Here is a 26892-nt window from a genome sequence, read left to right as displayed (position 1 = left end):
AAGTGAGTCATGATGCTGACCGGTGTTATTTTGGCGGGAGGCTCGAAACGAACGATACGCGGAAAGTCCGCGGATCTGCTGCCGCTCGCCTCGGAGACGGTGCTGGAACGTCAGATTGGGGAAATGAGCAAGCTGTGTGGAGAAGTGATTATCGTTACCGACGAGCCGCGGCTGTATCTGGAGTATGTGCCGCGTTCCGTGCGCATTATTACCGATTTTTATGCGAACCGCGGACCGCTCGGAGGCCTGCATGCTGCTTTGGCATTATCCAAGTATGCCTACCTTTGGGTTACCGGCAGCGCCATGCCGTTCGTGTCAGCCGAGCTGGCGAGACTGCTCTGGGAGCATGCTCAATTATTTCAGAATGAAGCGGTAGTGCCCGAGGTAAGAAAGGCGCCATTTCCGCTGCACGGCATTTACCGCCAATCCTGTCTGGATAAGCTGAGTAAATTGATGGAGTCAAACCCGTTGGAGCAGCGGTGGGAGGCGTTGCTGGACAAGGTGTCCTGCCAAGTCATGTCTGTCGATCGTTTGACTAGTCTAGTCGAAGTGCAGGCAGGGTTCGAGCTTAGGATAAAGTCCGAAGAACACTACGAGCAAGCTCTTCAATTATGCCCGTTCCCGGGGCATCCAATCCATAATTATTGGCAGCGCGGCAAGGAGCTATCGCTGGAATAGATCAAAAACGTCCGGCTCATGCTAAGCGGGAGGTGATGCTGCATGAACCGGGCGTTAGGAACGTCCCTGATAGGAATTGGATTAGCCCAGGTGCTGAAGATGGCGACACGTCCCCGGGGGAGTGACGCTTGGAAATGGCCGGATCTGACGGCTACAGGAGGCATGCCAAGCTCACACGCGGCCGGTGTCGTTTCCCTGGCTGCATATCTAGGATTGAAGCACGGCTTCAGTTCGGATTCATTCGCTGTGGCTTCGCTGCTCGGACTGATTGTTATGTATGATGCGATGGGAATACGCCACCAAGCGGGTTTGATTGCCAGCGAAGTCAACGGCCTGGAGAAAACCGTGGTGAATCTGACCAAGGACGATCCTGCCCACCAGCATCCGAAGCGGGACAAGCTGCTGGAGGAAAGGCTCGGCCATCTGCCGGTTGAAGTCCTGTGCGGAGCTCTACTCGGCGCTGTAGTCGGCTGGGCAAGCTACGCTGCAGAACCTCCGGTGTCTAAGCTCCGGGCTTTGTTTTAACTATACGGAGACCGTGGCCTGCTCTTCCATAAGGCCGGTCTCGGCTTCGTGATTCATGCCCGCAGCGGGCAGGGTGATCGTAAATTTCGTACCCCTGTCCATAAAGCTTTCAACCTCGATCGTACCCTCGTGATCCTGCACAATTTTATGACAAATGGATAGCCCGAGGCCCGTTCCCGAATCTTTCGTCGTATAGAAGGGAATGAAGATTTTATCCAGCTCGGCCTCGGGAATGCCTTGTCCCGTATCGGATATCTCAATAACGGCCATACCCCCCTGCGTAAATAAATGAATGTCGATGAACCCTTGTTCTTTCATAGCTTCAAGGGCATTTTTGGATAGGTTCAAAAGAAGCTGCAGCATCTTATCCTGATCCATCAGCATCCGGATGTCCTCATGATCATGGATAAAGTGAATCTTATGACCGAGTCGGGCCGCCTCCGGCTCCAGAAGCGAAATGACCCGGTTAATGCAGCTGTGAATGGACTGAACGCGATAGTGCGTCACATGGGGCTTGGAAAATTGCAGAAACTCGGCGGTTAGCATACTCATTCTCGTAATTTCATCCATAATGAATTCGTACCACGGTTCGATGTTATACCCGCTCGCCCTGGAAAGTTGAAGGAAGCCTTTCACGGTCGTCAGGGGGTTGCGAATTTCATGCGCCATGCCCGAGGCAAGTTCTCCCACGACCCTCAGCTTCTCGCTGCGCAGCATATGCTCCTCACGCTTCAGCCAACTCTCACGCTTCATGATGTACAACCGATGCTCCGCAGCCGACATCAAGTCGTCCTTGCTTTGTCCGTCATCCGGGAAGCAGGCGATTCCGAAGTTGATTTCAATCCCTGTCAGCTTAGGGAATTCGGAAGCGAGCAGCTGTGTTATTGTACTCAGGGTATGCTTCGTATTATGCGATTCCATCACGATAGCGAACTCGTCGCCCCCGTACCTGCTGATCAAGGAGCTCTCGGGAAACATAATACGCAGCAGCTGAGCCGCCTGCTTCAAAATATCGTTCACACCTTGAAACCCGTTGGTTGTGTTCAAGGATTTTAAATCTTTGCAATCTGCCAGTACCAGTACAACAGGCTTGCGCTGCTCGACGATCGTTTCCATCTGAAGATGAAATTCTTGAAAATTATACAGGCCTGTCAGTGGGTCGTGGGTGCTGAGATGTTTTTTTTCGTGGGCTAACCGTTGCTTTTGAAGTTCCATGTCCTTGATCAGTTTGCCAAATAGGAGGGAGAGGGTGAAGCAGCTTCCAGAAGCGAAGAGCACTTGGATGATCGAAGATAAGGCCAGGCCATGATAAGAGAAGGATACGGACGCCAGGGCTGCCGTCAACAGCATATTCCAGACTACGGAAGTTTTCAGCCTTGGCATGATACGGTATGTATTAGTCATATGAAGCAAGTAAAGAGGCAAGCACCAATCGGAAGCGCTGACCGCATGGAAGGGGACCAGCAGGACGATAGAAGCGGCGTAATGTCCGGTAATCGAGCGGGGAACCAGAAAGCTAATCATGTAGAGCAGAGCTGTCACAACGAGCAGAGGGCTGTTTATGGCAGAGTTGTTCAGGAGCGACCATACGGAGACAAGAACAGAGTAGATCAGGAAGATAGAGTGACCTTTCATGGCGGAACGACAACTCCCATTGCATCGATTATTTTAGTCGTAAGTAATGAAATTCTGTGCCCGCGGGAAAATTCCTCCTAGACTTTCCCATTTCGACTGAATTTTTCTTTAGTCTTTAGAGCAGGGAGTTCCAAAAAGGGGGAGAAACCAAACAAGACCCGACAAATAGCCGGGTCCATCAGATACGAGATTTACTTAAAATCCAGGCAAATTGTCCAGATTATTGCTGGGGTCGCCGTCGGCATTGGAACGCAGATGCTCGTCCCCGTCACGGCCGCGGAATACGTTAACGCCGGCGATTTGTCCGTTCTTGGCCATATGCTGCGCTTCCTGATAATCGACGACTTGTCCCGAGGTTAGCTTTAATTCTACGATATCCCCGTCCCCATTCTTGCGAACGGCTACGACTTGTTCCTGCTGCTGAGTCATCTTGAATCGCCTCCTTCATGTAGTAGGATGCGCCTTCCAGTAATCTTTTATTCTCAAGCGGGGGGAGAAAGAGGAGTGAAGCTATATATTCTGAATTGCTCGATAAAGGACATGTGGCCTGTGCAGCCGATAAAGTCGCTCATGCGATCCGAATAATGCATAAGCCATATTTTTCGCTGAAGCTCCTCAGGCAGCGTGAGCAGCTCATCCAGACTAGCGTGGACGATGCCGGGGGAATGGAGCTGGCAGTCGTGGAGGAAATATTGGCAGCCTTGTGCGTGCAGCTCCATCAGGAGTTCACGGTTAAAGGTGCTATCGGAGCTGTAAAAAAGTTGATCGTTCAGCAGTAGAGAATAGCTGGGCTTGCCTTCGATGTGCCTATTGGGAATAAGGCGGATCGACAGATCGGGATGAATAAGGACGGGGTCCTCATCTGCCATCAATACGACGTCGAAATAATCGCTCAGGGCCGTGATCCCTTCGGACTTGTTTTCCAGACCGCCCCTAAGAGAATGCTCCCACAAATCATTAGCGATAGAGGAAGGAACGAAAAGGCGGATGCGCCGTTTGAAAGCGTACTTATTCTGGAAAGCGAACTCTTCGAGTCCTCCGATATGATCGGCATGAACATGCGTAATAAGGATGCCATCCACCGAATCCAAGGGCAATCCAAGCTCGTGGAGGGCTCTTGTGGCAGTAAAACCGCAGTCGATTAACAGCTTATAGCCGTTTAGATGGAGCAAGGCATTGTTGTTATAGAAGGATTTAGCAAATGCGCTCCCTGTGCCGATCATTTGAAGTTGCAGGCTCATAAGCTTACCCCCACTCATCGTTTGGCTATGCTGGATATGCATAAGTTTTCTTAAACTAATCTATCATGCCTAATGCTTTCGATTCAAGCGGGTTATGTCACATTTTGACTAAATTTGATCATCGGCCTCCGGCTTTTTATAAATAGCAGAGGAGCTGCGGATCAGATTTTACATTCCTTTTCGGTTTAGTCCATATTTTGTATGAATACTAAATGAAAACACTTACATATACAAGATGTGGGATCTGTTTTTCGCTAGATTTATATTATTTCCGGCTTTCCGCGCAACTCTTCGTTCCCATAGGAGTATAACCTTACAAATGCGAAAAGATGATGGAGGTTGCTTGCAATGAAAGTACCGCGATTGCTTACGATGGTGCTCTCGCTTTCTTTGTTTGGAACGGCAGGGGTTCTCGCCAGCTCCGCATGGGGAGATTTCGAGGGCTATGCCAAGGTCAGGCTTCTTGTTAATGATGAGGAAAGAGCGTTCTCCTCGGATGAGGTTCCAAGCTTCCTGGTGAAGGGAAGCGCCGTGCTGCCTGCCCGAGTTTTGTCCGAGACGCTGCAGTCGATAGTAAAGTGGGATAACGGAAGCAAGACCGTCTCCGTGTACAAGCCCAATGTTCATATGGTCGTAGCAAAAACGGTGGGTGATGACTATTCCATCCAGAAGCCGTTCGGTGGAGTGAAGAAGGGAGACCGGCTGGATTTTGCCGTTTTCGCCCAGGTTGATGGCTTGAAGACCTCGATATACTCGTTCCGTATCGCTATCGTATCCCCCGGCGGTGAACAAGTGAAGGCACGCGAAGAGATCGTGGACGGACCCAAGAACAGCTTCTGGTACACTTGGCCGTTTAATGTAACGTTCAGCGAGTCAGGTCCTTATAAGGTCGTCTTTTCGATCAAGCCTTCCGCCGATAGCGATTATGTTGTCATTTCTGAGAAATCCATTTTATCGGATTGATGGTTCCGCGGCGCTTTTCGTTTCATTGACTTGGAATCGGAATGCGTGGTACGATACGGTGGAGCAGTCAATAAATAGATGAAATGAGGTTTTACCATGAGCGATCACATTCATGACGCTTCCTGCGATCACGATCACGATCATGAAGAAGAAATTTTTATCGTGACCGATCAAGATGGTGTCGAACATGAGATGGTGATGGTGTACACGTTTGAAGCCAGCGAACGCGCTTATGCCGTGCTTCTCGATCGTAATGATATGGAAGCTGACGGTGTCATATTCCGAATCGAAGAAGAAAGTGGCGAGGCATTCCTGGCCAGCATTGAGGACGAGGAAGAATGGGATCGCGTTGTTGCTATCTATAACGAGATCATCGAAGAACAAGAACAGGAACAATAAGCATGCCACGATAAAACCCTTCTTGTCTAGGCAAGAAGGGTTTTTCAGCTGCTCCTTATCGGAAAGTTAGGGGAGCTGCAGCGTTCTTAGCTGCCCGGTCATTTACGGGGATTGAAATACATGACGCGTCCGTTAAACAGGTGAAGCTCTGCCTTCCACAGCTTGCCCAGATACTTGCTGAATTCATTTCCTTTGGACTTATCGCCATGCGTGCTGTCGTCTGGCAGCACCATCTGTACGAAATAACGCGGAGTATCGTCTACGGTCTCGGAGCCAATACCCATCACGATGTATTTGTACAGCGGGTTGGTGCCTTTCAGATAAAACCATTTGCCTTCCGCCTCGGGCTTAGTCTCGATCGTATAAGGAAATCCGACATCGTCGTACTCCCAGCCGAGCTGGGAACCGGTTTTCGCGAGCTGTTCGCGGTAATGCTCCAATTGCTGGCGAAGCTCATCCAAGCTTAAGGAAGAAACGGCGGAGCCTTGAACGAATTTAATATACGCGCTTTGCGCCATGACCCATGCACCTGCCTACGAATGGACTAAAACGATTTCATAATATGAAATGAGAAACAACGATAGATGTGCGAAACAGGCACAAGGATTCCTTGATCCTCCAGTACCTGCACCAAGATCATCATAGCATTATGAAATCGTAAATACAATACTTGGCAAGCTTGCAAGGCCGATAGAGACTAGAAGAGAGATAAGAGAAGAGAGTAGAGGGAGAGAACCATGGAAGCGATTTTCGAAAGTTACTTGTTAGTAACGGACATGGATGGCACACTGCTCGATAAAGATAAGGAAATCAGTCGGGAAAATCGGGAGGCCATCGAACGGTTTGTCCGGCTGGGAGGCCGGTTTACGATCGCAACAGGCCGTATTGTCGAGCCTGCCGGCTATTATGCCCGTCAGCTGCCGGTAAATGCGCCCGCTATTCTGTATAACGGGGCCATGATCTATGATTACGGCAATGAGAGACCGGTTCATCAAACGACACTGCCCCAGGCAGGGGCGGCTGCGCTGCAGAGCGTCCTGGATGCTTTTCCTGAGATCGGGGCGGAGATTTACGTACAGGGCGAGCCTTATCCTTACACCATCCGGGACAATGCGATGACGGCGCGGCATAGGAGCATTGAAAGGTTTCCTCTGCAGGCGGTTCAAGAGGTGTCGGACATCCCTAGCGATTGGCTGAAGATCTTATTTGCGTGGGAGCCCGAGCAGCTCGATCTGGCAAGCGAAAGCATGGTAAGGCTAACGAGCGGTAAGGGAATCGAGTGGGTGCGCTCGGATGACCGTTACTTTGAGATGCTGCCTCTTGGAGCGACCAAGGGAGATGCATTGGAACACTTGCTGGCTCTTACCGGTCTGGAGCAGCGGAAGTGCGTGGCGATGGGGGATCATCTGAACGATCTGGAGATGATCCGGAGAGCCGGCGTCGGCGTTGCAGTAGGCAATGCCCATCCGCTGCTGCTGGAAGCGGCCGATCACGTGTGTAAGCATCACACGGAGCATGCGGTTGCGGATGTGATTGGCTGGTTGGAAGATAGGATTCGGGCGGAGCGTTCCTAATGCTCGTCCTGAAACTGCAGCAGCTCGAATACGATAGAAAAGCCGGTTGCCAGCTTGAGAAAGCGCATGGCAACCGGCTTTGTTTTGTCCATTTAGAAAATAGCCGGGGTTTCGACAATAACCTTGACATACTCGATACTGCGATCCTCAGGGCCTTTCACCGGCAGTCCGACTTCGATATGCTCGGTGATATAGTCGATCAGATCCTGCGAGATGACCTCGCCCGGGAGCAAGATCGGAATGCCTGGCGGGTACACATAAATAAACTCGGCAATAATCCGGTCAGCCGATTCCTTGAACGGGATCAGCTCGGTGTCGCCGTAGAAAGCGTCCCGGGGAGATAAAGTCAGCTGCGGAATTTTTGGAATTTTGATAATCAGCTCATTCGCCTGACGGATGGTGTAGTTTTCTTCGGACAGCCGGCGCAGCGCCTTCAGTAGGATCTCGATATTCTCACGGGTGTCTCCCGGTGTGATGAGGCAGAGGATATTGTACATATCGCTGAGCTCGACCTCGATGTTGTACTGCTCGCGCAGCCAATTCTCCGCGTCATAGCCGGTAATGCCCAGATGACGGACGTGGATATTGACTTTTGTCGGATCACAATCATAGGTGGCCTCGCCTCCCAGAATTTCACGTCCGAAGCATTCGAGTCCGGGGATGGCGTTAATTTCGCTCCTGGCGTACTCGGCAAGCTCGATGGCTTGCTCGGCCATAGCCCTTCCGTTCAGCGCCAGATGGCGGCGCGCACAGTCGAGAGATCCGAGCAGGATGTAGGACGTGGACGTTGTGGTCAGCATACTGATGATCGTTTTGGCGCGGCGCACGTTGACCCGTCCTTCCCGGATGTTAAGCACTGAGCTTTGTGTCATAGAGCCTCCCAGCTTATGGACGCTTGTCGCCGCCATATCGGCACCGGCCTCCATAGCTGAGATCGGCAGCTTGTCATGGAAATGGATCAGGACGCCATGAGCCTCGTCCACAAGCACAGGGATGTTATAGCTATGCACGATGTCAACGATTTCCTTGAGATCCGCGCACACGCCGTAATAGGTCGGATTGATAACCAGTACGGCCTTGGCATCGGGATGACGCTCGAGAGCGCGCTTGACCGAGGAGGTAGTTACTCCGTGGTCGATGCCCAAGTTCTCATCGCGTACCGGCTTGAGGAACACCGGCTTCGCTCCTGCGAAAATAATGGCTGCCATTATGGATTTGTGTACGTTGCGGGGCACGATAATCTTGTCGCCCTCGGAGCATACGGTCAGAATCATCGTCATGATGGCTCCGCTTGTCCCCTGTACGGAGAAAAAAGTATGATCCGCGCCGAAGGCTTCGGCGGCAAGCTGCTGCGACTGCTCGATGACACCGGTCGGCTGATGAAGATCATCCAGCGGTGCTATATTGATCAGGTCGATGGACAGCGCGTTATCGCCGATAAACTCCCGGAATTCGGGGTCCATGCCCACACCCTTCTTATGTCCTGGAATGTGAAACTGTACCGGATTGCGCGCAGCATGCTCTTGTAACGCGGTGAACAGGGGAGTTTTCGTCTGATCCACGGTTATCCCTACCCTTCATTGGTATAATAGCTTTGCTCACAAAACAAGCAAACATATCGAGTATAGCAAAATGCGACACGGATGCAAGCAGTTTTTATCGACCGGCCGCCCCAAGCAGGAGTGTGTCAAATTTGTTAACCTTACATCCCTTATTTCCATCGGTAAAAAAGATGTGGTACAGTTAAATAGCTCATTTAAAAATAAAAAGGCAGTGTGATTGCGATGGATAAAAGACTTCTTGTTATTATGGTGCTGATTATGACCGTGTTTATTGGCTTCGGCATCATTATTCCCGTTCTTCCCGAGGTCGTAACCGGATCAGGAGCGAGCAGCTTTCATCTGGGCATGCTGCTTTCGGTCTATTCACTCGTATCCTTCTTGATGTCCCCGTTCTGGGGCGGCTTGTCGGACCGTATCGGCAGACGTCCGATTATTATGATCGGAACGCTGGGCTTCAGTTTGAGCTTCTTTGTTTTCGGAATGGCCGGGGATAACCTAATGCTGATGTATGTATCCCGTATACTTGGGGGCTTGTTCTCGGGTGCGGTTACCGCCTGTGCCGTTGCTTATGTTGCGGATATCACCTCAGAAGAGAACCGGACCAAAGGAATGGGTATGGTCGGGATGTCGATAGGTCTCGGATTTATTTTCGGACCGGCGGTAGGGGGATTGCTGAGCGGTTACGGCTATGGGGTGCCGTTCTTTACAGCCGCAGCACTTGCTCTTGCGATGTTTGTATTTGCTTTTTTCCTTCTGAAGGAATCCGTAACCCCGGAGAATCGTCAGAAGTCGCGTGAAGGCAAGCAGTCCCGGTGGGCCGCATTTGTCGGATCGGTCAAATATTTGTATGTGCTGTCGTTCTTTGTCTCGTTCTCGCTGGCGGGGCTGGAGGCGACGCTGCTGCTGTTCGAGAGAGATGCGATCGGAGCGACGCCTACTCAGCTCGGCTTCATGTTCGCCGTCAGCGGAATTGTAGGGGCCTTGATCCAGGGGGGAGTCGTCCGCCGGCTGATCAAGGCGGGTCAGGAGTCCCGGGTCATCGGGATCGGGCTTGTCTTGTCCGCGCTGGGCTTTGTACTTATTCTGTTCTCGAGCAGTCTGTTGACCGCTTCCATTTATCTGAGCGTTTTTGCCGCCGGCAACGCACTGATCCGTCCGTGCGTAACCTCATTAATTACCCAGAAGACGAAGGTGGGCCAAGGCGTCGCTTCGGGTCTAAGCTCGTCCATGGACAGCCTGGGACGAATCGCAGGTCCTCTGCTTGGCGCCGGTATTTACGATTACAGCCATAATCTGCCTTTCCTGATCGGCGCGGTGCTGTCGATAGCCGCCCTGTACCTGCTCTACCGCTTCATGGTACTGGACAGATCGGATGCGCTTAAAACAGGCAAGCTGGTCTCCTAAGAGGAGGCCAAGCTGCAAAAAGCTGCCGAGTACGATGATTCCCATCGTATTCGGCAGCTTTTTTGTCGTTGCTTACGTGTCGATTCTATTTTTCTTTCTTCGAAGGCTTGCGGTCTACAGCTTTTTCAATCCAGGGAGTGAGTTCGTCCTTAATTTTTGCAATCAGCTGATCCTTGCTCATTCCTTTAGCTTCGGCAATTTCGGTCAGAGATTTACCTTCATTAAGCTGAGATTTCAGCTCGCTTTCCGAGATGCCGATGATGTCGGCAAGCTTATCCTGTGCAGGGAGCATACGGCTCTTATGGCCGCCGCCGCGATGCTTGCCCAGCTTGTTCAGATGCTGATTGACGAGGAACGACAAGTGATTGTCCAGCTTCTCTTTCATCCGAGCAGCTTGATCCGCCGTAAGCTTGCCTGCTGCTACCGCTTGATCGAGCTGGGCGATTCGGACCGCCTTCAGCTTCGCTACGAGATCGGCTTCGCTCATTCCTCGTTCCTTGGCCAACTCGACAAGCGTTTTGTCCTCCAAGGATTTTTTGAGCTCATCCTGGGAGATGCCGAGCACACCGGATGCTTCTTCTACAAGGGAGCTATGTCCGGAATGCCGCTCGGCGCGTTCGCCTTGCCGACCGCCTTCGCTTTTGGGCGATTTGTCCTTGCGTTCGCCCTTGCCGAACCAGCTTTTCGGCGAGGCCTGGTTTGCCGAATCCTCCGGGGCTCCGCCCGAGCCGGTCGATGGAACGGCGGCGGGGTTATCTTCCGCATTGGCAAAGTTATTCACGCAGAGGGCGCCTCCACCGAATAACAGGGTAAGCGCCAAGGTTGAGATGATCACTTTCCTGGCATGCGCAGACTTCATGGAATCCTTCCTTTCCTAGGGTATGCTTCGGTTATAGATAACCAACTGTAGCATATACGGGAAGGATTAAAGCTAGCTTAAGGCCACCTTAGGCTAACCTAAATGTTGGCTTAAAAACAAAAAAAGGGACGACAAGTCGTCCCTTTAGGTCAAGCGGCAATCAATTAATCAATATCAACCCAAGTTCCGTCTGGGCGCAAGCAAACGCGGTCGGGCGGGTTGGAACCGTCGACGATCCCGATCTTTACACAGCTGGAGAGACCGGTCTCAAAAGCGATTTGTTCATGCTGTAAAACTTCAGGCTTCATATAAAGTTGCTTTGACAAAATAATCACTCCTTAACTTATGTTTGATACATCCTGTATCATTTTTGATTATAAGATAAAATTTTGTCATTGTCCAGCGTATTATGTTATTTTTATGAATTTGTTTCAACTGTGCAATACTATTGGGGAATCCAAAGAAAAAGACACCTGATGTCCAGTGACATTCAGGTGTCTTGGTATAACGAGAAAATGCTACAGTTTGGCAATCCGATAGAGAGGGAGGAGCTGCTGGAACGTATGCTTGGCCAGTTCCAGAAACCGGTCCCCCTGTAGAAGCTCCGCATCGTTTGCGGCAATCGTACGGCCGATTAGAAACTCCACCTTTTTCACGTCACGGAATCTCTCCAGCGCCTGGATGAGGCCTTGCTCTCCGAGCTCTTGAAGGGTGACATGCTCTTTCTTCATATGATCGAATGACAGTACCATCTCCGGTGGCAGCGTTGTGAACTCGCTGAGCTGCCGAAGAAAGGCCGAGGCAATGTTAGGCTTGTTTGGCAGCTCATAGATAAGTGCGAGCCAGATAAACACATGATCGTCGAACAGTCCGATCTGAAAGTGGGGATGCTGCTTGTAACCGCGCTTGTTGCCGGCGAAAGCCATCCACGTATCGACAGGAGCATTGACGGTTCGCCGGGCATGCTGGGCGATATGCAGGAACAGTTCTTCCCCTGCCTGAACGGATAGCTCCTGCAATAGCTCGTCGCTGATCGCCTTGAATTTGGGCTGTATTCTCTCCCGGATAGCTTCCATCCGTCCTTCCAGGCCCTCTATGTGAAACGTATCGAAATCGTGCTGCGTGAATCCGCTGAATGCCATGCTGCTCCTCCTGCTCCTTCGGGTGAAAAATGATCTCTTTAGAATACCTACTACTATATCATAAATCTAGGGGTTCAGGCACGACCCGGCGATCCAAAAAAAACACAAGTGAGTGAAAAGCCATTCCATTGTTGGAAGCGCTGTATCGGGTTACGATTAGCCTACAACAACGAAGCTAATCGAGTTAGGAGGAAAGGCGTATGGCAGTCGACGCACAAGCCGTAAAACCGTTGCAGGGCCGCACACAGGAAGGGAAGCTCAGAAGCCTGCTTCGCACGATCTGGAAGTATAAAGCATTGTATCTGATTTCGCTGCCGGGCATCATTTACTTCATCATCTTCAAGTACGTTCCGCTGTTAGGTTCGGTGATCGCTTTTCAGGATTACAATATTTTCGATGGATTTCTCGGCAGCAAATGGGTAGGGCTTGAGCATTTCACACGAATGTTCGCTCATTATGACTTTCTGAACATTTTGAACAATACGCTTCTGATCGGCTTGTACGATCTCGTGCTGGCGTTCCCTGCACCGATTCTGCTTGCCCTGCTGCTCAATGAGCTGCGTCTCGTACTGTACAAGCGCGTGCTTCAGACCGTGGTTTACATGCCTCACTTTCTGTCTTGGGTGATCGTCAGCGGGATTGCGATCGGCATTTTGTCCCCATCCACGGGCGCGGTGAATCAATTCCTCGTGTGGCTGGGCTTCGAGCCGATCTATTTCCTGGGCGAGGAGTCCTGGATTCGCACCGTGCTCATCGGTTCCGGCATCTGGAGGGATTCCGGCTATGGCACGATTATTTATCTGGCGGCGCTTGCAGGCATCAACCCGGATCTGTACGAGGCGGCTGAGGTGGACGGAGCCGGACGCTGGCGTCAGACCCTTTCCATCACGATCCCTGCGCTGATGCCGACGATCATGATTTTGTTCCTGCTGCACATCGGTAAATTCCTGGACTTCGGCTTCGAGCGGGTCTACGTGTTTCTGAACCCGTTAAACAAGGAAAACGGCGAAATTCTCGATACCTACATCTATCAGGCCGGTTTGCTTGGCCAGCAGTTCAGCTATACGACGGCGATCGGCTTGTTCAAGTCGGTAGTCGGTCTGCTCATGATTGTCATCGGCAACTTTATCAGTAAAAAAACGACTGGCGAAAGCTTGTACTAAATTTGAATCGCAACGGGAGGTGAACTTATGATGAATCGAAAACAAACGGCCGGCTGGCAAGTATTCAACGTGTTCAATCTGCTTTTTCTGACGGCGCTGTCGCTGGCGATGTTCCTGCCGTTCCTCAACGTGCTCGCGCAGTCCTTCAGCAGCTCGGAGGCTATCGTTAACGGGAAGGTGTTTTTCCTGCCGGTGGAATTCACCTGGATTAACTACCAATATGTGTTCAGCGATGCAGCCATCTGGCGTTCCTTCGGCATTACGGTGTATATTACGGTAGTCGGTACGCTGATCAACCTGATTGCTACCGCCTCGCTGGCCTATCCCGTATCGCGGCAGGAGTACAAGGGGCGGAATGTCATCGTCATTATGGTCCTGATCACCATGGTGTTCAGCGCTCCGCTCATTCCGAATTTCATCCTGATGAAGGCTCTCGGACTGACCAATTCCTTGTGGGCTTTGCTCATACCCGGTGCCATCAGCGCCTTCAACTTCTTCGTCATGCGATCGTTCTTTATCCAGATCCCCGGCGAAATTATCGACTCTGGCCGCATCGACGGCTGTTCCGAGATGAGGATGATCTGGAGCATCGTCCTACCATTGTCCAAGCCTGTCATGGCGTCTCTAGGGATCTTCTATGCGGTCAACCACTGGAATACGTATCAAAGCGCCTTGTACTATATCAATAAGCCCGCCCTGTATCCGTTGCAGGTGAAGCTGCGCCAGATGATCATGTCCGACGACATCAGCATCGACCCGGCTGCTTCGCAGTTCAGCGCTCTTGCTCATATGGACCCGGAAGGGATCAAGATGGCTACGATCATCGTCGCTACGATTCCGATCATTATCATTTATCCGTTCCTGCAAAGGCACTTTGTCAAAGGGATGATGGTCGGTTCCGTGAAGTCGTAAGCGGTGATTTGCCTGTGATGTAACGTTCGCGTTTTTTTCCTAAACAAGACGTATTCTAAAAAAAAGACAATTCGAACTAAATTCATTCCCTTGTGACAAGCAGGTAGCGCTCTTACAATGAGGCTATGAAAGCGCTGTTATCCAACTAGTGAAAAGAGGGGTACTATGAGAAAATGGGTTTCCGCATCTATGGCCACCGTCATGACCGTCAGCTTACTGGCCGCTTGTTCCAAGCCCGCTGAAGAAACAAACACTCAGGGCAGCTCCAAGCCAGCCGAGAAGACCAAGTTTTCCATCTCGCTGCGCACGCTGAACTTCGGGCACGTGGAGAAATCTCCGAACATCAACGAAGACAAATGGGTGAAAAAGCTGGAGGAGATGACCAATACGGATCTGGATATCGTCCTTGTCCCGCACAAAGAATATGAGCAGAAGATGATCCAGATGTTCGCGACCAACGATATCCCGGATGTGGTGCAGGGCAGCGGCGGCGTTAACGGCAAGGAGATGGCCGGTTCCGTGAAGGCGGGCGTGTTCATGCCGCTGGATGATCTGCTTAAGCAGCACGGACCGAACCTGTTGAAAAAAATACCTAAGGATGCTTGGGATAACGTCACGTATCAGGGCAAAATATTCGCGATTCCCGAGTACCTGTCCAACCCTTCCCGTCGCGCAACTTTTATCCGCAGGGATTTGCTCGACCAAGCGGGACTGCCGGTGCCGAAGACGGTTGACGAGTACCTGAACGTGCTGCGCAAGTTCAAGGAAATGGGCGTCGAGAACCCTTATATGGGACGAGAGAACTTCAAATACGCCGATACGTTCTTCGGGGCGTACGATGTGTTCCCGTATTTGTCGATGTTCGAGAAGCAGGGAGATCAGATCCTGCCGAAATTCTTTGACACGGAGAACATGACGAAGGCTCTGCAAACTTACAAGACGATGTTCGATGAAGGGCTGATCAATAAGGAATTTGCTACGATCAATGCCACGGTATTCAAAAATACGATCCTTGCCGGTAAAGCAGGCATCTTCTCGATGAATGCCAATGAGCTGATTCAATGGGAAACGCAGCTGAAGGCCAGCGTGCCGACGGCCAAGCTGGAAATTATCCCTTCGCCGGTCGGTCCCGACGGCAAAGGCGGCTACTATCTGTACGGTCCTGTCCCGCGCGCTTACTTCATCAATAAGAACGTGAAGGACCCGGCCAGCATCATCAAGTTCTACGACTGGATGCTGTCGGATGAAGCTGAGAAATTCTTTACCTTCGGTATCGAAGGCGACACCTATACGACGGTCGATGGCAAAATAAACTACAAAGCGCCGACCGATCCGCAAGCGGTCGACGAGGAGCGCTACCGCCAAGCCTTCTTGTGGCTCGTACAGGATACGACGTATAATAAGGGAACGCTAAGCTTGACCGAAGAGGGCAAGAAGCTGATGAGCGTCTATGACACAACGCTGGCCAACGAAGGCCGCGACGGTATGTCCTTCGAGCCGAGACTGGATGCCTTGATGAAAAATCCGGACATCTCGCCGCTGTCTGACCAGGCCCCGCCGGTCATCCTGCAGCATATGGTCAAGATGGTATATGGCAAGGAGCCGATCTCGGACTGGCCGAAGGTGCTAGAGGAGTGGAAGTCCAAAGGCGGCAATGAGGTTATCAAGGAAGCGACTGAGAAGTTTAACAATAAAGATTCCGGCACGACAGTTTCGATGCCGCGCAAATAATGCTCTTCACGGGCACCCTCCGCCTCCTCACGAGCTATCAGCCGTGGGGAGCGGTTTTTCCATAACTAACCAAAAGTAAGTTCGACTAGAAGGGGGCGTTCCCATGTACCGCATACTAATCGCCGATGACGAGCCGATGATCCGCAAAGGGCTGCACAAGCTGGTAGAGCAATCCGAGCTGCCTATCGCGAGCATCCGGACAGCCGAGAACGGGGCGGTCGCGCTGCAGCGGATTCGGGAGGAACGCCCTGATTTTTTATTTACCGATATTCGGATGCCGAAGCTGGACGGACTTGAGCTATGCCGTCTGGTGGCGGAGATGGACGCAGATATTCAGATCGTGGTGGTGTCCGGATATGGGGACTTTGAGTATGCGCAAAAATGCCTGTCTTTCGGGGTGAAGGAATACCTGCTGAAGCCGGTCAACAAGAAGGCTGTTCATCATGTGCTGGAGAAGCTGGCCAAGCATAAGAGCAAGCAAAGCACCGAGACGTTCGTCGCTGTGACGAAGCTGGAGCGTTGGGCGGACATCATGGAAAGCGCCGTATGGATGCTGAAGGAAGCCGAACTGGATGAGCTTCTGGAGGAGATGCGTCTCGAGCTGACGGGAAGCCGGCTGAAGCTGAACCGGCTCGTGGAGGTATTGCTGGAGCTTCATGCGCTGCTGCATAAGCGGCTGAATGCACGCGAAGTTTATTTGCTGCACAATGAGCTGTGTCTTGCTGAAGCCGGCGATGAAACGGAAGCTTGGGCTCGGTTCGAGAAGGATGTACGCGACCGTCTTGCCGAGCTGAAGACGAGGCGGAAGGGAAAACTGAAGGATCCTGTCGAGGAGGCAAAGCAGTATATCGAGGAACACTTGGCCGAGGAGGTGTCGCTGGAGGAAGTGGCCGATTATATCGGGCTGAACGCCTCGTACTTCAGCCAGCTGTTCAAGCAGTCCTCGCAGGAAACCTTCGTGCAATACCGGACCCGGCGCAGGATGGAGAAGGCCAAGAAGCTGCTGGAGCAGCCGCACTGGCGCATTACGGATATTTCCGGTGAGGTGGGGTATGCGGATCATCCGCATTTTACGAAAACCTTCAAAAAATATGCCGGCTGCCTGCCGTCTGAATACCGTCAGAAGATGGGCATCAAGTCATGAAGCGCAAGACGCTTTCCCGACAAATTTACGTGTACTTCATGATCGTGATCGTTCTCTCTCTCGCCTCGGTTGGCGTCTTCTCCTACATGCAATCCTCGCGGGCCTTGGATGATCAGGTGACGCAGTACATGGAGCAGATGATCGACAGCGCGACTTACCAGACGGATATTTATCTGCAAACGTATGAGCTGTTTAGCAAGTCCTTTGCTTCGAATCCGGATGTGCGCAGCTTTATTGAGATCGACCCGGACGATGCTTATAAATACTACGAATATTCGACCAGTATCAAAAAATTCGCTCAGGAGTCGATCACCCTGATCGTGACGCTGTATAAACAGCTGCATATGGTCTACGTGGTCGGCAGGCACGGTCGCGCGGTCGTCTATGAGAATCAAAACGTGCTTAATGTCGATCCTTTGCTAGTCCAGAAAAACTTCGAAAACCTGATGCGGTCCACGCCGAACGACGGGCGGATCAGCTTGCTCAATACGAGCATCCGGCCCGAAGATCAGGGCACGGTCGTTACGATGGCCGTCAAGGTGCTGGGCTCGTCGTACGGAGACTATAATCAGGGTGTTGTTGCCATTGAAATCAAGCTCGCCGAGCTCGCAAAAATATGGGAACGCGTCAGTCTGGGGAAAAGCGGCTATTTCTTCATCATCGACGATGACGGAAATTACATTTATCACCCTCCGCTGAACGACCCGATGAAGGAGTCTCCGAAGCAGGGGGATGAGCTCGCTAGGCTCATGCTATCGAGCGGCACTAAGACGCTGGTGCATAAATATAACGGGGAAGAGCGGATGTTTGTCTCGCGCAAGTCGAGCTACTCCAACTGGAATCTGGTTGCCTCGATGCCGGTGGAGGAGCTGCGCCGTCCGGCCTCGACGATCCGCACGACGACAATCTTCATCGGCTTGGCTACGTTGGCCGCCGCGCTGTTTCTCGCCTCCCGATTCGGACGCTCGATCGTAGCGCCGATCCGGGAGCTTAAGGAAAGCATGCGCGAGACGGAGAAAGGAAACTGGCAGCATATTAACGAGATCGGGCGGACCGATGAGATCGGCGGATTGATTCACAGCTACAATCTGATGGTGACGCGTCTTTCCGAGATGATCGAGCGGGTATATGAGGCGGAGCTGGCGCAGCAGAAGCATGCGCTGGAGCTTGGGCGATCGGAGCTGGAGCGCCAGCAGGCCGAATTCCAGTCGCTGCAGCTGCAGATCAATCCGCATTTTCTCTACAATACGCTGGAGACGATCAATTGCTACGCGATCGTCCAGGATTCGGATGAAATTACCGAGATGGTCGAAGCGATGTCCTTCATGCTCCGCTACTCGGTTCAAACGAATCTGGAGGAAATTACGGTTGCCAACGAGCTGAATCATGTCCGCAATTACATGATCATCCTTCAGCACCGCATCGGCCGCGAATTTGAGATTGATGTGGCGGTGCCCCCGGAGCTTCTGTTGGAGAAGATGGTCCGGCTCACCTTGCAGCCTCTGATCGAAAACATCTTTCAGCATGCCTTTCCGGACGGGCTGGAATCCCGTCATTTTATCAGGATCGATGCCAGGAAGCAGCACGGCTTGTTTGAAGTGACCATTGAGGACAACGGAGCGGGCATCCCCGCTGCGCGGCTTGATGAGCTGCGGCGCAAGCTGGAGGAGAACCGTCTGGCGGCGCCCGAGGACCGAGAAGGCCGCAGAGGCGGCGGCATCGGACTGATGAATGTGCATCGGCGCATTCAGATGGTATTCGGTGAAGCATATGGGCTGTCCCTCGCTAGCGAGCTCGGCTCCTGGACGAAAATTACGATGACAATGCCGGAAACGGATCGACCCAGAATGGGGCGGAAACCTAAACATAAAACAAATTATTCATGGGAGGAATTACAATGAACATCAATTTGACAGGCAAAATAGCGTTGGTTACAGGATCGAATGCGGGGATCGGACGTGCGATAGCTATCGCTCTGGCGGCGAACGGCGCCAAGGTCGGCGTCAACTGCCTGAATAATGTCGCTCAAGGCGAAGAGGTCGTGTCGGCTATCCGGGCCGCAGGCGGACAGGCGGTACTCGTACAGGCGGATGTTACGGACACGGCTCAGATCGACCGGCTCGTCACCGAGGTGGAGCAGGCGCTAGGCGGAACGATAGATATTCTGGTAAACAATGCAGGCCATCTCGTTCAGCGTGTTCCAAACACCGAGATGACGGAGGAGATGTACGAGCGCATCCTCAATGTGAACCTGAAAAGCACCGTATTCATGAGCAAGCGGGTTCTCGGGGGCATGAAGGAGAAGGGCAGCGGCCGTATCGTCAACATGACCTCGGTAGCCGCGCATAACGGCGGCGGACCGGGCTCTAGCATCTACGCAGCGAGCAAGGCCGCTATCATGGCTTATTCCAAGGGCTTGGCCAAAGAAGTGGCCGGAAGCGGCATTACGGTGAATAATGTATCGCCGGGATTTATCGGCAACACGATGTTTCATGCGACCTTTACCCCGGATGCCGCACGTCAGGCGACGGTTGCGGGCATTCCGCTCCAGCGCGAAGGCTCCCCTGAGGATGTGGCCGGGGCTGTGCTGTATCTCGCTTCGGAGCTTGCTTCCTATGTGACTGGGGAAACCATCGAGATCAATGGCGGGATGATGATGCGATGAACGTACCCGTGGGAGAGAAGCGTGAAGCATACGCCTGGGCCGCGCAAGCAGTCCGGGCGCTGCAGACGGAGCTCGACGGACTAAGCGCCGCAGGGTGCTTGGCGATCCCGGCCGAGCCGGGCGGCTGGTGGCATCAATATGTTTGTCCGGTGCATCACACCGAGCTGCTGTTCGATGAACGGGAACAGGACCCGACGCATTTTCTATGTCCCCACGGCTGCCGGATTGAGGGGGAGGCCTACCGCGGCGCGTGGCTGGTGTTCAAGCACCAGTCGCTCGCCCGCAGCGCCCTGCAGGCGGCGGCCGTCTACGCCAGCACGGGGGAAGCTTCCTATGCGCTGCTGGGCAAGCGCTTGATCGTGGAATATGCGGCACAATTCCCGCTGTATCCGGTTCATCCGGATGCGCAGAGCTGGATGCTGAAAGGCCGGGCATTCCATCAGGCGCTCACCGAGGCGATCTGGTCCACCACGCTGCTGCGCGCCTATGTGCTGCTGCTGGATGAAGGTGTTGCGTTTACAGAGGAAGAAGGACGTGCCGTTGGAGCTTTCCTCGACATGCTGGCCGTCAGCATGACGGAGTATCGTCATATTTTAATACATGAACGCGGTAATGCTGAGAATAACTACACGGCTTGGCTGAACGCGTCGCTTTCCTGCGTCTATGCGGTCCGCGGACAGAAGGAGGAGCTGGAGGCGATTCTCGCGGATAAAGGCGGCTTTCTGCACCATCTGTCGATCGGGGTGAAGCCTGACCAACTGGAGTTCGAGGGCAGCGTGTACTACCATATCTTCGTGCTGCGCGCTTATCTGATCACGGCCGAGATGGCCGGGAGGTTCGGTATCGATCTGTACGAGGCGCAAGGGGAGAAAGGTCAGTCGATGAGAGGCATGTTCGAAGCGCTCGCTTTGCTTGCCGACGAACGGGGCGTACTGCCCGCGCTGCACGACGGTCCGATGGAGCGGCTGCCGTATGCGCGTGAGATCGCCGAGATTATGGAGCAGGGTCTGGTCCGCTACGGCATCAAGGAGCTTGTGCCGATCTTGCGGGAAGCGAATCGTCAGATGGGATCGCCAGCAGGAGAACGAAGCGGCCTGGAGGCATTGTTGTATGGTCAGGGGGAGCTGCGTGAGCCGGAAGCGGGCCATCGAGCGGTCAGGCCGTCCGTCCTGTGGCCGGAATCCGGGTTTGTTGTGGGCCGTGTAGCCGGCAGCAAGCTTAGCTTTCTCGCCGATTTTGGCGAGCATGGGGGCTCGCACGGGCATTATGACAAGCTCCATGTCACTCTGATGCATAATGAGGGAGCCTTGACGCCCGATTTCGGCATGGTACCGTACGGCTCATCGCTGAGGAAGACGTGGTTTGCCGAGACGGCCTCGCATAATACGGTTTCGATAGATGGCATGTCTCAAACGCCCCATGCGGGCCGCTGCGTTCGCTTTGAAGAAAGCGGAAGCTATGTTTATGCGTGGCTGCAAACCACAGCGGCTTACCCCGGCTGGAAGCTGGACCGCCATCTGCTCTTGACGGAAGGATGGCTGTTGGATTGGTATGAGGTGGAATCGGCAGAGGGACAGGAGGCCGATATCGAGTGGTGGCTGCATCCGGTCGCCGCAGTCGCAGCTCCCTGGCATTCATCCGAAGCGGGTGCAGAAGGCAGGGAAGCTTATACGGTTCGTCTGCAGGACGAGGAGCAATCGCTTCCGATTCTGGGGCGCTTCACTCCGGCTGCTGATGCAGATGGCGCGGAATCGTCTTCTATCGGGTATGAAGTTGCGCGCGGCGAGACGGTGATGCATACGGCGCTGGTCATGGCAGGGCAAGAGCTGCTAAGCGTCAAAACGCCGGGGACCTCCGTCGATCCGAGCCTTCCCTTGACGGCATTGCTGCATCGTCAATATGGCTCGAAGGCTTCGTTTGTCCATGCTTACCGAGCCGGCGACACGGCCTGCGCGCTCCGAGCCTTACCCGACCGGGGGCTAGAGCTTGCAGCAGGCGGCCGGCACTGGAGGATACAGCTGTCGCCGGACCAGGGATTAGTCTGGATCTAAATGAGCATCTATCGAAAGGAGCGGGAGAGAGATGAGTGAACATGCACCCTTATACGAGCCGCTTAGCGGTACGCTGACCGTTCAATATGAACCGAATGAAGAAACGATGCTGGCTGAAAACCCGCCCCGGTTTACCTGGATACCGGCACGGCTGGAGCGGGATCAATATGTGCTGCAGATTTCAGGGTCCAAGCAGTTCGACGAACAGGAAACGCGAACAATCGAACCGATTCCATATAATTTGTACACACCCGATGAGCCGCTTGCGCCGGGCGTATATTACTGGCGTTATGCGCTGCTGGAGGAGGACGGCGTAAGGACGGCCTGGAGCCGGGTCCGCCAGTTCGAGGTGCCGGCTGGTTTGCCGCTTACCCCCTTGCCGGGCAGGGCGGGCCGATATGAGTCTGCCGCTTCCTCGCACCCCAGACTATGGCTGGCCCCTGAAGAAACCGTTGCTTTCCGGACGAGTCTGATGGACGATCCCGCTTACTGCGGCTGGGATGCGTTCTACGAGAAGTCCGTCCGGCCCTGGATCGAACGCGACCTGATCGCTGAGCCGCTCCCTTATCCGAACAATAAACGGGTAGCTAAGCTGTGGCGCCAGATGTATATGGATTGCCAGGAGGCCTTGTATGCCGTAAGGCATTTGGCGGTTGCTGGCGTTATTCTGGATGATGCTGATCTGCGCGAAAGGGCCAAAGCCTGGCTGCTCCATATCGCCTCGTGGAACCCGGAGGGCACGACCAGCCGGGACTATAATGACGAAGCTTCATTCCGGATCGCGGGGGCGCTCGCCTGGGGGTATGACTGGCTATACAACAGCCTGAGCGAACAGGAAAGGTCCGAGGTGCGCGCTGTACTGCTGGCTCGCACACGACAGGTCGCTTTCCACGTCATCGAGCGTTCGAAAATTCACCACGTCCCCTTCGACAGTCATGCGGTACGTTCCCTGTCCAGTGTGCTGGTTCCCTGTTGCATAGCCATGCTGGATGAGGAACCGGAAGCCCGGGAATGGCTCGATTATACGCTTGAATATTATGCAGGCCTGTATTCGCCATGGGGCGGACAGGATGGCGGCTGGGCGGAAGGGCCGATGTACTGGACGACAGGCATGGCCTTTATGACGGAAGCGATGAACCTGCTGAAGAAATATACCGGCTTTGACTTTTACAAGCGGCCGTTTTTCTCAAAAACCGGAGATTTCCCGCTGTATTGCTTCAGCCCGGATACGCTCCGCGCCAGCTTCGGCGATCAGTCTACGCTGGGTGATCCGGTGAGCCTGAAAACAGGCTTTAATATCCGTCAGTTTGCGGGAGTTACGGGAAATGGCTTGTATCAATGGTACTTTGAACGGGTGAAGGAGACGGATACCGATTCGGAAATGAAATTCTACAATTACGGCTGGTGGGATTTCCGCTTCGATGAGATGGTCTATCTCCATGATTACCCTCAGGTGGAAGCGATGCAGCCGACCGATGACCGGATCGAGGGGATCAAATGGTTCCGCGATATCGGCTGGGTGGCGTTTCATGCCAATATGGCCGATCCGGAGCGTCATGTCATGCTGCTGACCAAAAGCAGCAAGTACGGCTCGGTCAGCCACAGCCACGGGGATCAGAACGGCTTTTTGCTGCATGCATACGGAGAGCCGCTCGCTATTGAGAGCGGCCACTACGTCGCCTTCGGCAGCACCATGCATATGAACTGGCGTAAGCAGACCCGATCCACTAACAGCATCCTCGTGGACGGCCTAGGGCAGTATGCCGGCACGAACAAGGTGCTGAACATGGCCGCGCAAGGGAAGGTGGAGGCTGCGGAGCAGCGGGCAGGCTATGCTTATTCCCGCTGTAACGCGACAGCCGCCTATCAGGAGCAGGTTCCTTATCTGGAACGATACGTGCGGGAGCTCTACTTTATCGGAGGGTCGTACATCGTCGTGGTCGATCACGTCGATCTTGGGCAGAAGGGGAAGGTTGACTGGCTGTTTCAAACCTTGTACGAGATGAAGCTGGATGGTCAAAGCTTCCGCGTGCAGGGACGCAAGGCCGATATGGACGGCCGGTTCGTGTACTGCTCTTCCGGCGAGCTGCGGCTGACGCAGCGGGAAGGCTTCCCGGACGTCGAGCCTGCCGAGATCGAAGGACTGCCTCTGCACTGGACCCTGCAGGCTTCGACCCGCGAGGCCCGCAGCCATCGGATCGCCACCTTGCTTGTTCCCGTCAGGCACGGCGAGCCGAAGTACGTGTCGCATTTCATGGATGATCAGGACCACGGCGTTCACCTGTACTTTACCGAGGATGGCGTTACCCACAAGGTAGAAGTGCCGAAAGCTTATTAACCTGAAATACCTGCTTCTTGGCCCGCTTGGGCCGGGAAGCGGGTATTTTTTGCGGCGGCAGGCAGAGCGGACAGTGCGGGCAGAGTGGGCAGAGGCGTGCAGAGCAGACAGGGCATCGCCCAGCACTTCGTTGCGGTCGATTACGCAAAGGCCAGGTGAAGCACGCTGATGCGTCCAGCCTGCTCAAAACCATGAAAAACGCCTGGAGCTTCTTAATAGCTCCAGGCGTTTTTGGCAAGCTTATTTACCGGCCTTCACTTCGTCGAGAAGAGAAAGGTCGAGGAATTTGCTCAGGTCAAGCTCTTCTTTCTTAACATCCTTGATGTAACCTGCATCGATAGACACCTTTGCCATCTCTTCGATGGCTTCCTTACTGACATCCGTAGTCAGATTCAGGTGGCTGAGTGCCGCCTTGATCAGGTTGATGTCCATCCCCTTGCCGCTGAGCTCCTTGAGGCGGTTGTTGATCAGCTCATACGATTTGTCTGGATTCGCCTTGATGAACTCGATCGCCTCGCTGTTCGCTTTGATCGCCTGCTTGGCCGCTTCGCGGTGCTGCGTGAGGAACTTGTCGCTGGCTACAAGGATCGTAAGCGGGTAGTTGCCTTTGTTCGGAGGCACTTGGTCCCACGGCACGATAACCTTGCCGATGCCTTCCTGCTCCATCTGCGTGCCCCATGGCTCGGGAATGAGCGTGGCGTCGATTTCCTTCTGACGCATAGCGATCAGCGTGTCCGCTGGCGCGCGGGCGATAATTTGGACGCCGGTTTTGTCCGTAGTAACGTTCAGACCGTTCTCCTTGAGCAGAAGACGAAGTGAGATTTCGTTAGTGCTGCCCTTCGTCGGGATCGCAACGGTTTTGCCGACAAGATCCTTCGGCGAGGAGATGCCGGAATCTTTGCCTGCTACGAGTACGGCGCCGCCGTTGTTAGAGCCGGAAATGACCTTGAAGTTTTTGCTTTTCAGAAACTGGTTGGTAGAAGGGCCGGGACCGACGAAGCCGATGTCGATCTGATCCGTCGCTATCGCCGTCGAGAAGTCGGAGCCGTTATCGAACGCCTGGACTTCAATTTTGACATTGTCGCCCCAGTGCTTTTTGAACAAGCCCTGCTCCAGCGCCACATAGCCTGCCGCGTGGGTCACGTTCTTGAAGATGCCGATGCGGACCGTGGAAGGCGCGGCTGCTGCTCCGCCTGCTGCGCCTCCGCCCTGAGGGGACGGCTCAGTTTTGCTTCCGCAAGCCGTCAGCGCCAGGGACGCGCCAAGTACGATTGTAAGGATGGATGACCATTTTTTTTTCATTTCTCTCTACTCCTTTTTTGTGCACAGATGGTATTCCCTAGATTAAGATTTGGACGGTCCTGCCAGTCCGTAGCGAACGAGCAGCTTGTCCTCCAGACGTTTGAAGCAGAAATGGTCGGAGATGGTGCCCAGCACGGCGATGATGATTACGATACAAAGCATCAGCGCGGTGTCGCCCAGGCTCCGTCCGTCCTGCAGCAGCTGCCCGAGGCCTACGCCTCTGGCGATCAGCTCTCCGGCGACCAGCGCCCGCCAAGCGAACGCCCAGGCTACGCGAACGCCTGTCATCATATGCGGGAACGCCGCCGGGACCATGATCTGGTAGAACATCCGGAAGCCGTTGCCGGTACCCAGCGTCAGGGCGGCTTTCGTATAAATCGCCGGAATGTTCTTGATGCCGGTGCGGCTGGACATCGCCATCGTCCAGGTTGCTCCCAGCGTTGTGATGAAAATAACCGAGAAATCATTCATCCCGAACCAGATGATGGCGAAGGGCAGCCATGCGATGCTCGGTATGGTTTGGAGCGCCACGACGAGAAATCCTATCGTATCGTCGATCAGACGGTAACGAGCGAACAGAAAGCCAAGGACGGTGCCGACCGTAATGGCAATAAGGAAAGACAAAAGCAGCCGCTTGATGCTCTGCAGCGTTGCCTCCAGCAGCTGTCCATGGACGAACCCGTCATAGAAAGCTTGGAAGGTTTGGGTAGCGGAAGGGAACTTCCAGCCCCAGTCGAAAAGCCTATATCCCGCCTCCCAGGCCACTAGAAGCAGGATCAGAAAGATCGTTCTTCTTAAGGCTGTACTCATCGCCGGTTTCCTCCCTTACGACTTTCTCCAGCTCGTCCGCCAGCGCTTCCATGATGTTGGCTTCCACATGGTGCAGAACGGGGTCAGCCTGATTGCGCGGACGCGCAGCCTTAACGGCAAATTCCTTCTTGATCGTGCCCGGACGCGTAGACATCACAAGCACCCGATCGGACAGGATGACCGCTTCCCGAATATTATGGGTGATGAACAAAATCGTCTTCCGCGTCCTGAGCCAAATCTCCTCGAGATCCTTATGTAAGATCAGACGGGTCTGCTCGTCCAATGCGGCGAACGGCTCATCCATAAGCAAAATATCCGAATCCATAGCCAGAGCCCGGGCAATAGCCGCCCGCTGCTTCATGCCGCCGGACAGCTCATGGGGATAACGGTCCGTAAATTTGCTCAAATGAACGGCCTTGATATGCTCCCTGGCGACAGCCTCACGCTCCGCTTTGCCGATCCCTTTCTGCTTAAGGCCGAACGCTACATTCTCCAGCACGGTCAGCCAAGGGAACAGGGCATGCTCCTGGAACACAACGACGCGGTCGGGTCCGGGACCTTCGCAAGGCTTGCCGTTTACCGTAATCGTGCCCTGCTCGGCCTTCTCGAGACCCGCGACCAAGTTCAACAAGGTGGACTTGCCGCAGCCGGAAGGACCGAGCAGCGAGACGAACTCGCCTTTATTGATCGTAAGCGAAACGTTTTGCACAGCCGTGTAGGGGGTAGAGCCCCGTTGCTGGAACGTTTTGCTAACGTTGCTAATCTCGATCAATTGCTATCACTCCTCTTACGTC

25 protein-coding genes are annotated in these 26892 nt (G+C 53.7%); 14 read left to right on the top strand and 11 right to left on the bottom strand.

Annotated features, from left to right (window positions below; all coding sequences use genetic code 11):
- The first annotated feature begins 9 nt into the window (after positions 1-9).
- Positions 10-678: a molybdenum cofactor guanylyltransferase gene (mobA, locus tag GSF01_RS23295; protein ID WP_159887674.1), complete on the top strand. Its 669-nt coding sequence runs from the start codon at positions 10-12 to the stop codon at positions 676-678.
- A gap of 42 nt (positions 679-720) precedes the next feature.
- Entirely contained in the window at positions 721-1203 is a 483-nt protein-coding gene (locus tag GSF01_RS23290; protein WP_159887673.1) for a divergent PAP2 family protein, read from the top strand.
- Here the strand turns inward: GSF01_RS23290 and GSF01_RS23285 are convergent, their stop codons facing one another.
- The 3 genes from GSF01_RS23285 to GSF01_RS23275 form a co-directional block, all read right to left on the bottom strand.
- Positions 1204-2838 (bottom strand): ATP-binding protein, encoded by a 1635-nt coding sequence (locus GSF01_RS23285; protein WP_159887672.1) that lies wholly within the window; start codon positions 2836-2838, stop codon positions 1204-1206. It lies immediately after the preceding gene.
- A gap of 195 nt (positions 2839-3033) precedes the next feature.
- Positions 3034-3267, bottom strand: coding sequence for a DUF3892 domain-containing protein (locus GSF01_RS23280; RefSeq protein ID WP_159887671.1), 234 nt, complete (start codon positions 3265-3267; stop codon positions 3034-3036).
- A gap of 53 nt (positions 3268-3320) precedes the next feature.
- Positions 3321-4079, bottom strand: a complete 759-nt coding sequence (locus tag GSF01_RS23275) for an MBL fold metallo-hydrolase (protein WP_159887670.1) — start codon at positions 4077-4079, stop codon at positions 3321-3323.
- Positions 4080-4427: 348 nt separating this feature from the next.
- Here GSF01_RS23275 and GSF01_RS23270 point away from each other — a divergent pair, with 348 nt between their 5' ends.
- Both GSF01_RS23270 and GSF01_RS23265 read left to right on the top strand, forming a co-directional pair.
- Entirely contained in the window at positions 4428-5042 is a 615-nt protein-coding gene (locus GSF01_RS23270) for a stalk domain-containing protein (protein ID WP_159887669.1), read from the top strand.
- Between the two features lie 96 nt (positions 5043-5138).
- Positions 5139-5441, top strand: a complete 303-nt coding sequence (locus GSF01_RS23265; protein WP_159887668.1) for a DUF1292 domain-containing protein — start codon at positions 5139-5141, stop codon at positions 5439-5441.
- Positions 5442-5539: 98 nt separating this feature from the next.
- On the opposite strand, the gene GSF01_RS23260 is transcribed toward GSF01_RS23265, so the two are convergent.
- The gene (locus GSF01_RS23260; RefSeq protein ID WP_159887667.1) at positions 5540-5959 is read right to left on the bottom strand and encodes a DUF1885 family protein; all 420 of its coding nucleotides are present in this window, start codon (positions 5957-5959) and stop codon (positions 5540-5542) included.
- 219 nt (positions 5960-6178) lie between these two features.
- On the opposite strand from GSF01_RS23260, the gene GSF01_RS23255 reads away from it, so the two are divergent.
- Positions 6179-7015, top strand: a complete 837-nt coding sequence (locus GSF01_RS23255) for a Cof-type HAD-IIB family hydrolase (RefSeq protein ID WP_159887666.1) — start codon at positions 6179-6181, stop codon at positions 7013-7015.
- A gap of 92 nt (positions 7016-7107) precedes the next feature.
- On the opposite strand, the gene GSF01_RS23250 is transcribed toward GSF01_RS23255, so the two are convergent.
- The gene (locus GSF01_RS23250; RefSeq protein WP_201305469.1) at positions 7108-8577 is read right to left on the bottom strand and encodes an aminotransferase class I/II-fold pyridoxal phosphate-dependent enzyme; all 1470 of its coding nucleotides are present in this window, start codon (positions 8575-8577) and stop codon (positions 7108-7110) included.
- A gap of 222 nt (positions 8578-8799) precedes the next feature.
- Between GSF01_RS23250 and GSF01_RS23245 the strand changes: the two genes are divergently transcribed.
- On the top strand, positions 8800-9981 hold the full coding sequence (locus tag GSF01_RS23245; protein ID WP_159887665.1) for an MFS transporter: 1182 nt from the start codon (positions 8800-8802) through the stop codon (positions 9979-9981).
- A gap of 85 nt (positions 9982-10066) precedes the next feature.
- On the opposite strand, the gene GSF01_RS23240 is transcribed toward GSF01_RS23245, so the two are convergent.
- From GSF01_RS23240 to GSF01_RS23230, 3 genes are all read right to left on the bottom strand, one after another.
- Positions 10067-10840: a hypothetical protein gene (locus tag GSF01_RS23240; RefSeq protein WP_159887664.1), complete on the bottom strand. Its 774-nt coding sequence runs from the start codon at positions 10838-10840 to the stop codon at positions 10067-10069.
- 164 nt (positions 10841-11004) lie between these two features.
- Entirely contained in the window at positions 11005-11166 is a 162-nt protein-coding gene (locus GSF01_RS23235; protein ID WP_159887663.1) for a hypothetical protein, read from the bottom strand.
- 192 nt (positions 11167-11358) lie between these two features.
- Positions 11359-11982, bottom strand: a complete 624-nt coding sequence (locus GSF01_RS23230; protein WP_159887662.1) for a YktB family protein — start codon at positions 11980-11982, stop codon at positions 11359-11361.
- A 200-nt stretch (positions 11983-12182) separates the two neighbouring features.
- Between GSF01_RS23230 and GSF01_RS23225 the strand changes: the two genes are divergently transcribed.
- From GSF01_RS23225 to GSF01_RS23190, 8 genes are all read left to right on the top strand, one after another.
- Positions 12183-13145, top strand: coding sequence for an ABC transporter permease (locus tag GSF01_RS23225; protein ID WP_159887661.1), 963 nt, complete (start codon positions 12183-12185; stop codon positions 13143-13145).
- A 30-nt stretch (positions 13146-13175) separates the two neighbouring features.
- The gene (locus tag GSF01_RS23220; protein ID WP_159887709.1) at positions 13176-14057 is read left to right on the top strand and encodes a carbohydrate ABC transporter permease; all 882 of its coding nucleotides are present in this window, start codon (positions 13176-13178) and stop codon (positions 14055-14057) included.
- Between the two features lie 165 nt (positions 14058-14222).
- Positions 14223-15788 carry an extracellular solute-binding protein gene (locus GSF01_RS23215; RefSeq protein ID WP_159887660.1) on the top strand — a complete coding sequence of 522 codons (1566 nt, stop codon included), beginning with the start codon at positions 14223-14225 and terminating at the stop codon, positions 15786-15788.
- 103 nt (positions 15789-15891) lie between these two features.
- Positions 15892-16932 carry a response regulator transcription factor gene (locus GSF01_RS23210; RefSeq protein WP_159887659.1) on the top strand — a complete coding sequence of 347 codons (1041 nt, stop codon included), beginning with the start codon at positions 15892-15894 and terminating at the stop codon, positions 16930-16932.
- On the top strand, positions 16929-18833 hold the full coding sequence (locus tag GSF01_RS23205) for a cache domain-containing sensor histidine kinase (RefSeq protein WP_159887658.1): 1905 nt from the start codon (positions 16929-16931) through the stop codon (positions 18831-18833). Before GSF01_RS23210 ends, GSF01_RS23205 begins: the two co-directional genes overlap by 4 nt.
- A complete protein-coding gene (locus tag GSF01_RS23200; protein ID WP_159887657.1) occupies positions 18830-19597 on the top strand; it encodes an SDR family NAD(P)-dependent oxidoreductase in 768 nt (255 codons plus the stop codon). The genes GSF01_RS23205 and GSF01_RS23200 overlap by 4 nt, the downstream gene beginning before the upstream one ends.
- Complete coding sequence (locus GSF01_RS23195) at positions 19594-21648, top strand: heparinase II/III domain-containing protein (RefSeq protein WP_159887656.1); 2055 nt, start codon at positions 19594-19596, stop codon at positions 21646-21648. The genes GSF01_RS23200 and GSF01_RS23195 overlap by 4 nt, the downstream gene beginning before the upstream one ends.
- A gap of 31 nt (positions 21649-21679) precedes the next feature.
- Positions 21680-23986 carry a DUF4962 domain-containing protein gene (locus GSF01_RS23190; protein WP_159887655.1) on the top strand — a complete coding sequence of 769 codons (2307 nt, stop codon included), beginning with the start codon at positions 21680-21682 and terminating at the stop codon, positions 23984-23986.
- A 240-nt stretch (positions 23987-24226) separates the two neighbouring features.
- On the opposite strand, the gene GSF01_RS23185 is transcribed toward GSF01_RS23190, so the two are convergent.
- From GSF01_RS23185 to GSF01_RS23175, 3 genes are read right to left on the bottom strand one after another with little or no spacing between them, the layout of a single operon-like run.
- Complete coding sequence (locus tag GSF01_RS23185; RefSeq protein WP_159887654.1) at positions 24227-25288, bottom strand: ABC transporter substrate-binding protein; 1062 nt, start codon at positions 25286-25288, stop codon at positions 24227-24229.
- 42 nt (positions 25289-25330) lie between these two features.
- Positions 25331-26098, bottom strand: coding sequence for an ABC transporter permease (locus tag GSF01_RS23180; RefSeq protein ID WP_235941696.1), 768 nt, complete (start codon positions 26096-26098; stop codon positions 25331-25333).
- Complete coding sequence (locus GSF01_RS23175; protein WP_159887653.1) at positions 26031-26870, bottom strand: ABC transporter ATP-binding protein; 840 nt, start codon at positions 26868-26870, stop codon at positions 26031-26033. Before GSF01_RS23175 ends, GSF01_RS23180 begins: the two co-directional genes overlap by 68 nt.
- Between the last annotated feature and the right edge of the window lie 22 nt (positions 26871-26892).

The organism is Paenibacillus puerhi, assembly GCF_009846885.1.
Taxonomy (GTDB): Bacteria; Bacillota; Bacilli; order Paenibacillales; family NBRC-103111; genus Paenibacillus_G; species Paenibacillus_G puerhi.
This window is presented reverse-complemented; position numbering and strand designations above follow the sequence as displayed.

Bases quoted from the DNA above. Each gene is read 5' to 3' on its own strand.
- mobA (WP_159887674.1), top strand. From the start codon at position 10: ATGATGCTGACCGGTGTTATTTTGGCGGGAGGCTCGAAACGAACGATA.
- GSF01_RS23290 (WP_159887673.1), top strand. From the start codon at position 721: ATGAACCGGGCGTTAGGAACGTCCCTGATAGGAATTGGATTAGCCCAG.
- GSF01_RS23285 (WP_159887672.1), bottom strand. From the start codon at position 2,838: ATGAAAGGTCACTCTATCTTCCTGATCTACTCTGTTCTTGTCTCCGTA.
- GSF01_RS23280 (WP_159887671.1), bottom strand. From the start codon at position 3,267: ATGACTCAGCAGCAGGAACAAGTCGTAGCCGTTCGCAAGAATGGGGAC.
- GSF01_RS23275 (WP_159887670.1), bottom strand. From the start codon at position 4,079: ATGAGCCTGCAACTTCAAATGATCGGCACAGGGAGCGCATTTGCTAAA.
- GSF01_RS23270 (WP_159887669.1), top strand. From the start codon at position 4,428: ATGAAAGTACCGCGATTGCTTACGATGGTGCTCTCGCTTTCTTTGTTT.
- GSF01_RS23265 (WP_159887668.1), top strand. From the start codon at position 5,139: ATGAGCGATCACATTCATGACGCTTCCTGCGATCACGATCACGATCAT.
- GSF01_RS23260 (WP_159887667.1), bottom strand. From the start codon at position 5,959: ATGGCGCAAAGCGCGTATATTAAATTCGTTCAAGGCTCCGCCGTTTCT.
- GSF01_RS23255 (WP_159887666.1), top strand. From the start codon at position 6,179: ATGGAAGCGATTTTCGAAAGTTACTTGTTAGTAACGGACATGGATGGC.
- GSF01_RS23245 (WP_159887665.1), top strand. From the start codon at position 8,800: ATGGATAAAAGACTTCTTGTTATTATGGTGCTGATTATGACCGTGTTT.
- GSF01_RS23240 (WP_159887664.1), bottom strand. From the start codon at position 10,840: ATGAAGTCTGCGCATGCCAGGAAAGTGATCATCTCAACCTTGGCGCTT.
- GSF01_RS23230 (WP_159887662.1), bottom strand. From the start codon at position 11,982: ATGGCATTCAGCGGATTCACGCAGCACGATTTCGATACGTTTCACATA.
- GSF01_RS23225 (WP_159887661.1), top strand. From the start codon at position 12,183: ATGGCAGTCGACGCACAAGCCGTAAAACCGTTGCAGGGCCGCACACAG.
- GSF01_RS23220 (WP_159887709.1), top strand. From the start codon at position 13,176: ATGAATCGAAAACAAACGGCCGGCTGGCAAGTATTCAACGTGTTCAAT.
- GSF01_RS23215 (WP_159887660.1), top strand. From the start codon at position 14,223: ATGAGAAAATGGGTTTCCGCATCTATGGCCACCGTCATGACCGTCAGC.
- GSF01_RS23210 (WP_159887659.1), top strand. From the start codon at position 15,892: ATGTACCGCATACTAATCGCCGATGACGAGCCGATGATCCGCAAAGGG.
- GSF01_RS23205 (WP_159887658.1), top strand. From the start codon at position 16,929: ATGAAGCGCAAGACGCTTTCCCGACAAATTTACGTGTACTTCATGATC.
- GSF01_RS23200 (WP_159887657.1), top strand. From the start codon at position 18,830: ATGAACATCAATTTGACAGGCAAAATAGCGTTGGTTACAGGATCGAAT.
- GSF01_RS23195 (WP_159887656.1), top strand. From the start codon at position 19,594: ATGAACGTACCCGTGGGAGAGAAGCGTGAAGCATACGCCTGGGCCGCG.
- GSF01_RS23190 (WP_159887655.1), top strand. From the start codon at position 21,680: ATGAGTGAACATGCACCCTTATACGAGCCGCTTAGCGGTACGCTGACC.
- GSF01_RS23185 (WP_159887654.1), bottom strand. From the start codon at position 25,288: ATGAAAAAAAAATGGTCATCCATCCTTACAATCGTACTTGGCGCGTCC.
- GSF01_RS23180 (WP_235941696.1), bottom strand. From the start codon at position 26,098: ATGAGTACAGCCTTAAGAAGAACGATCTTTCTGATCCTGCTTCTAGTG.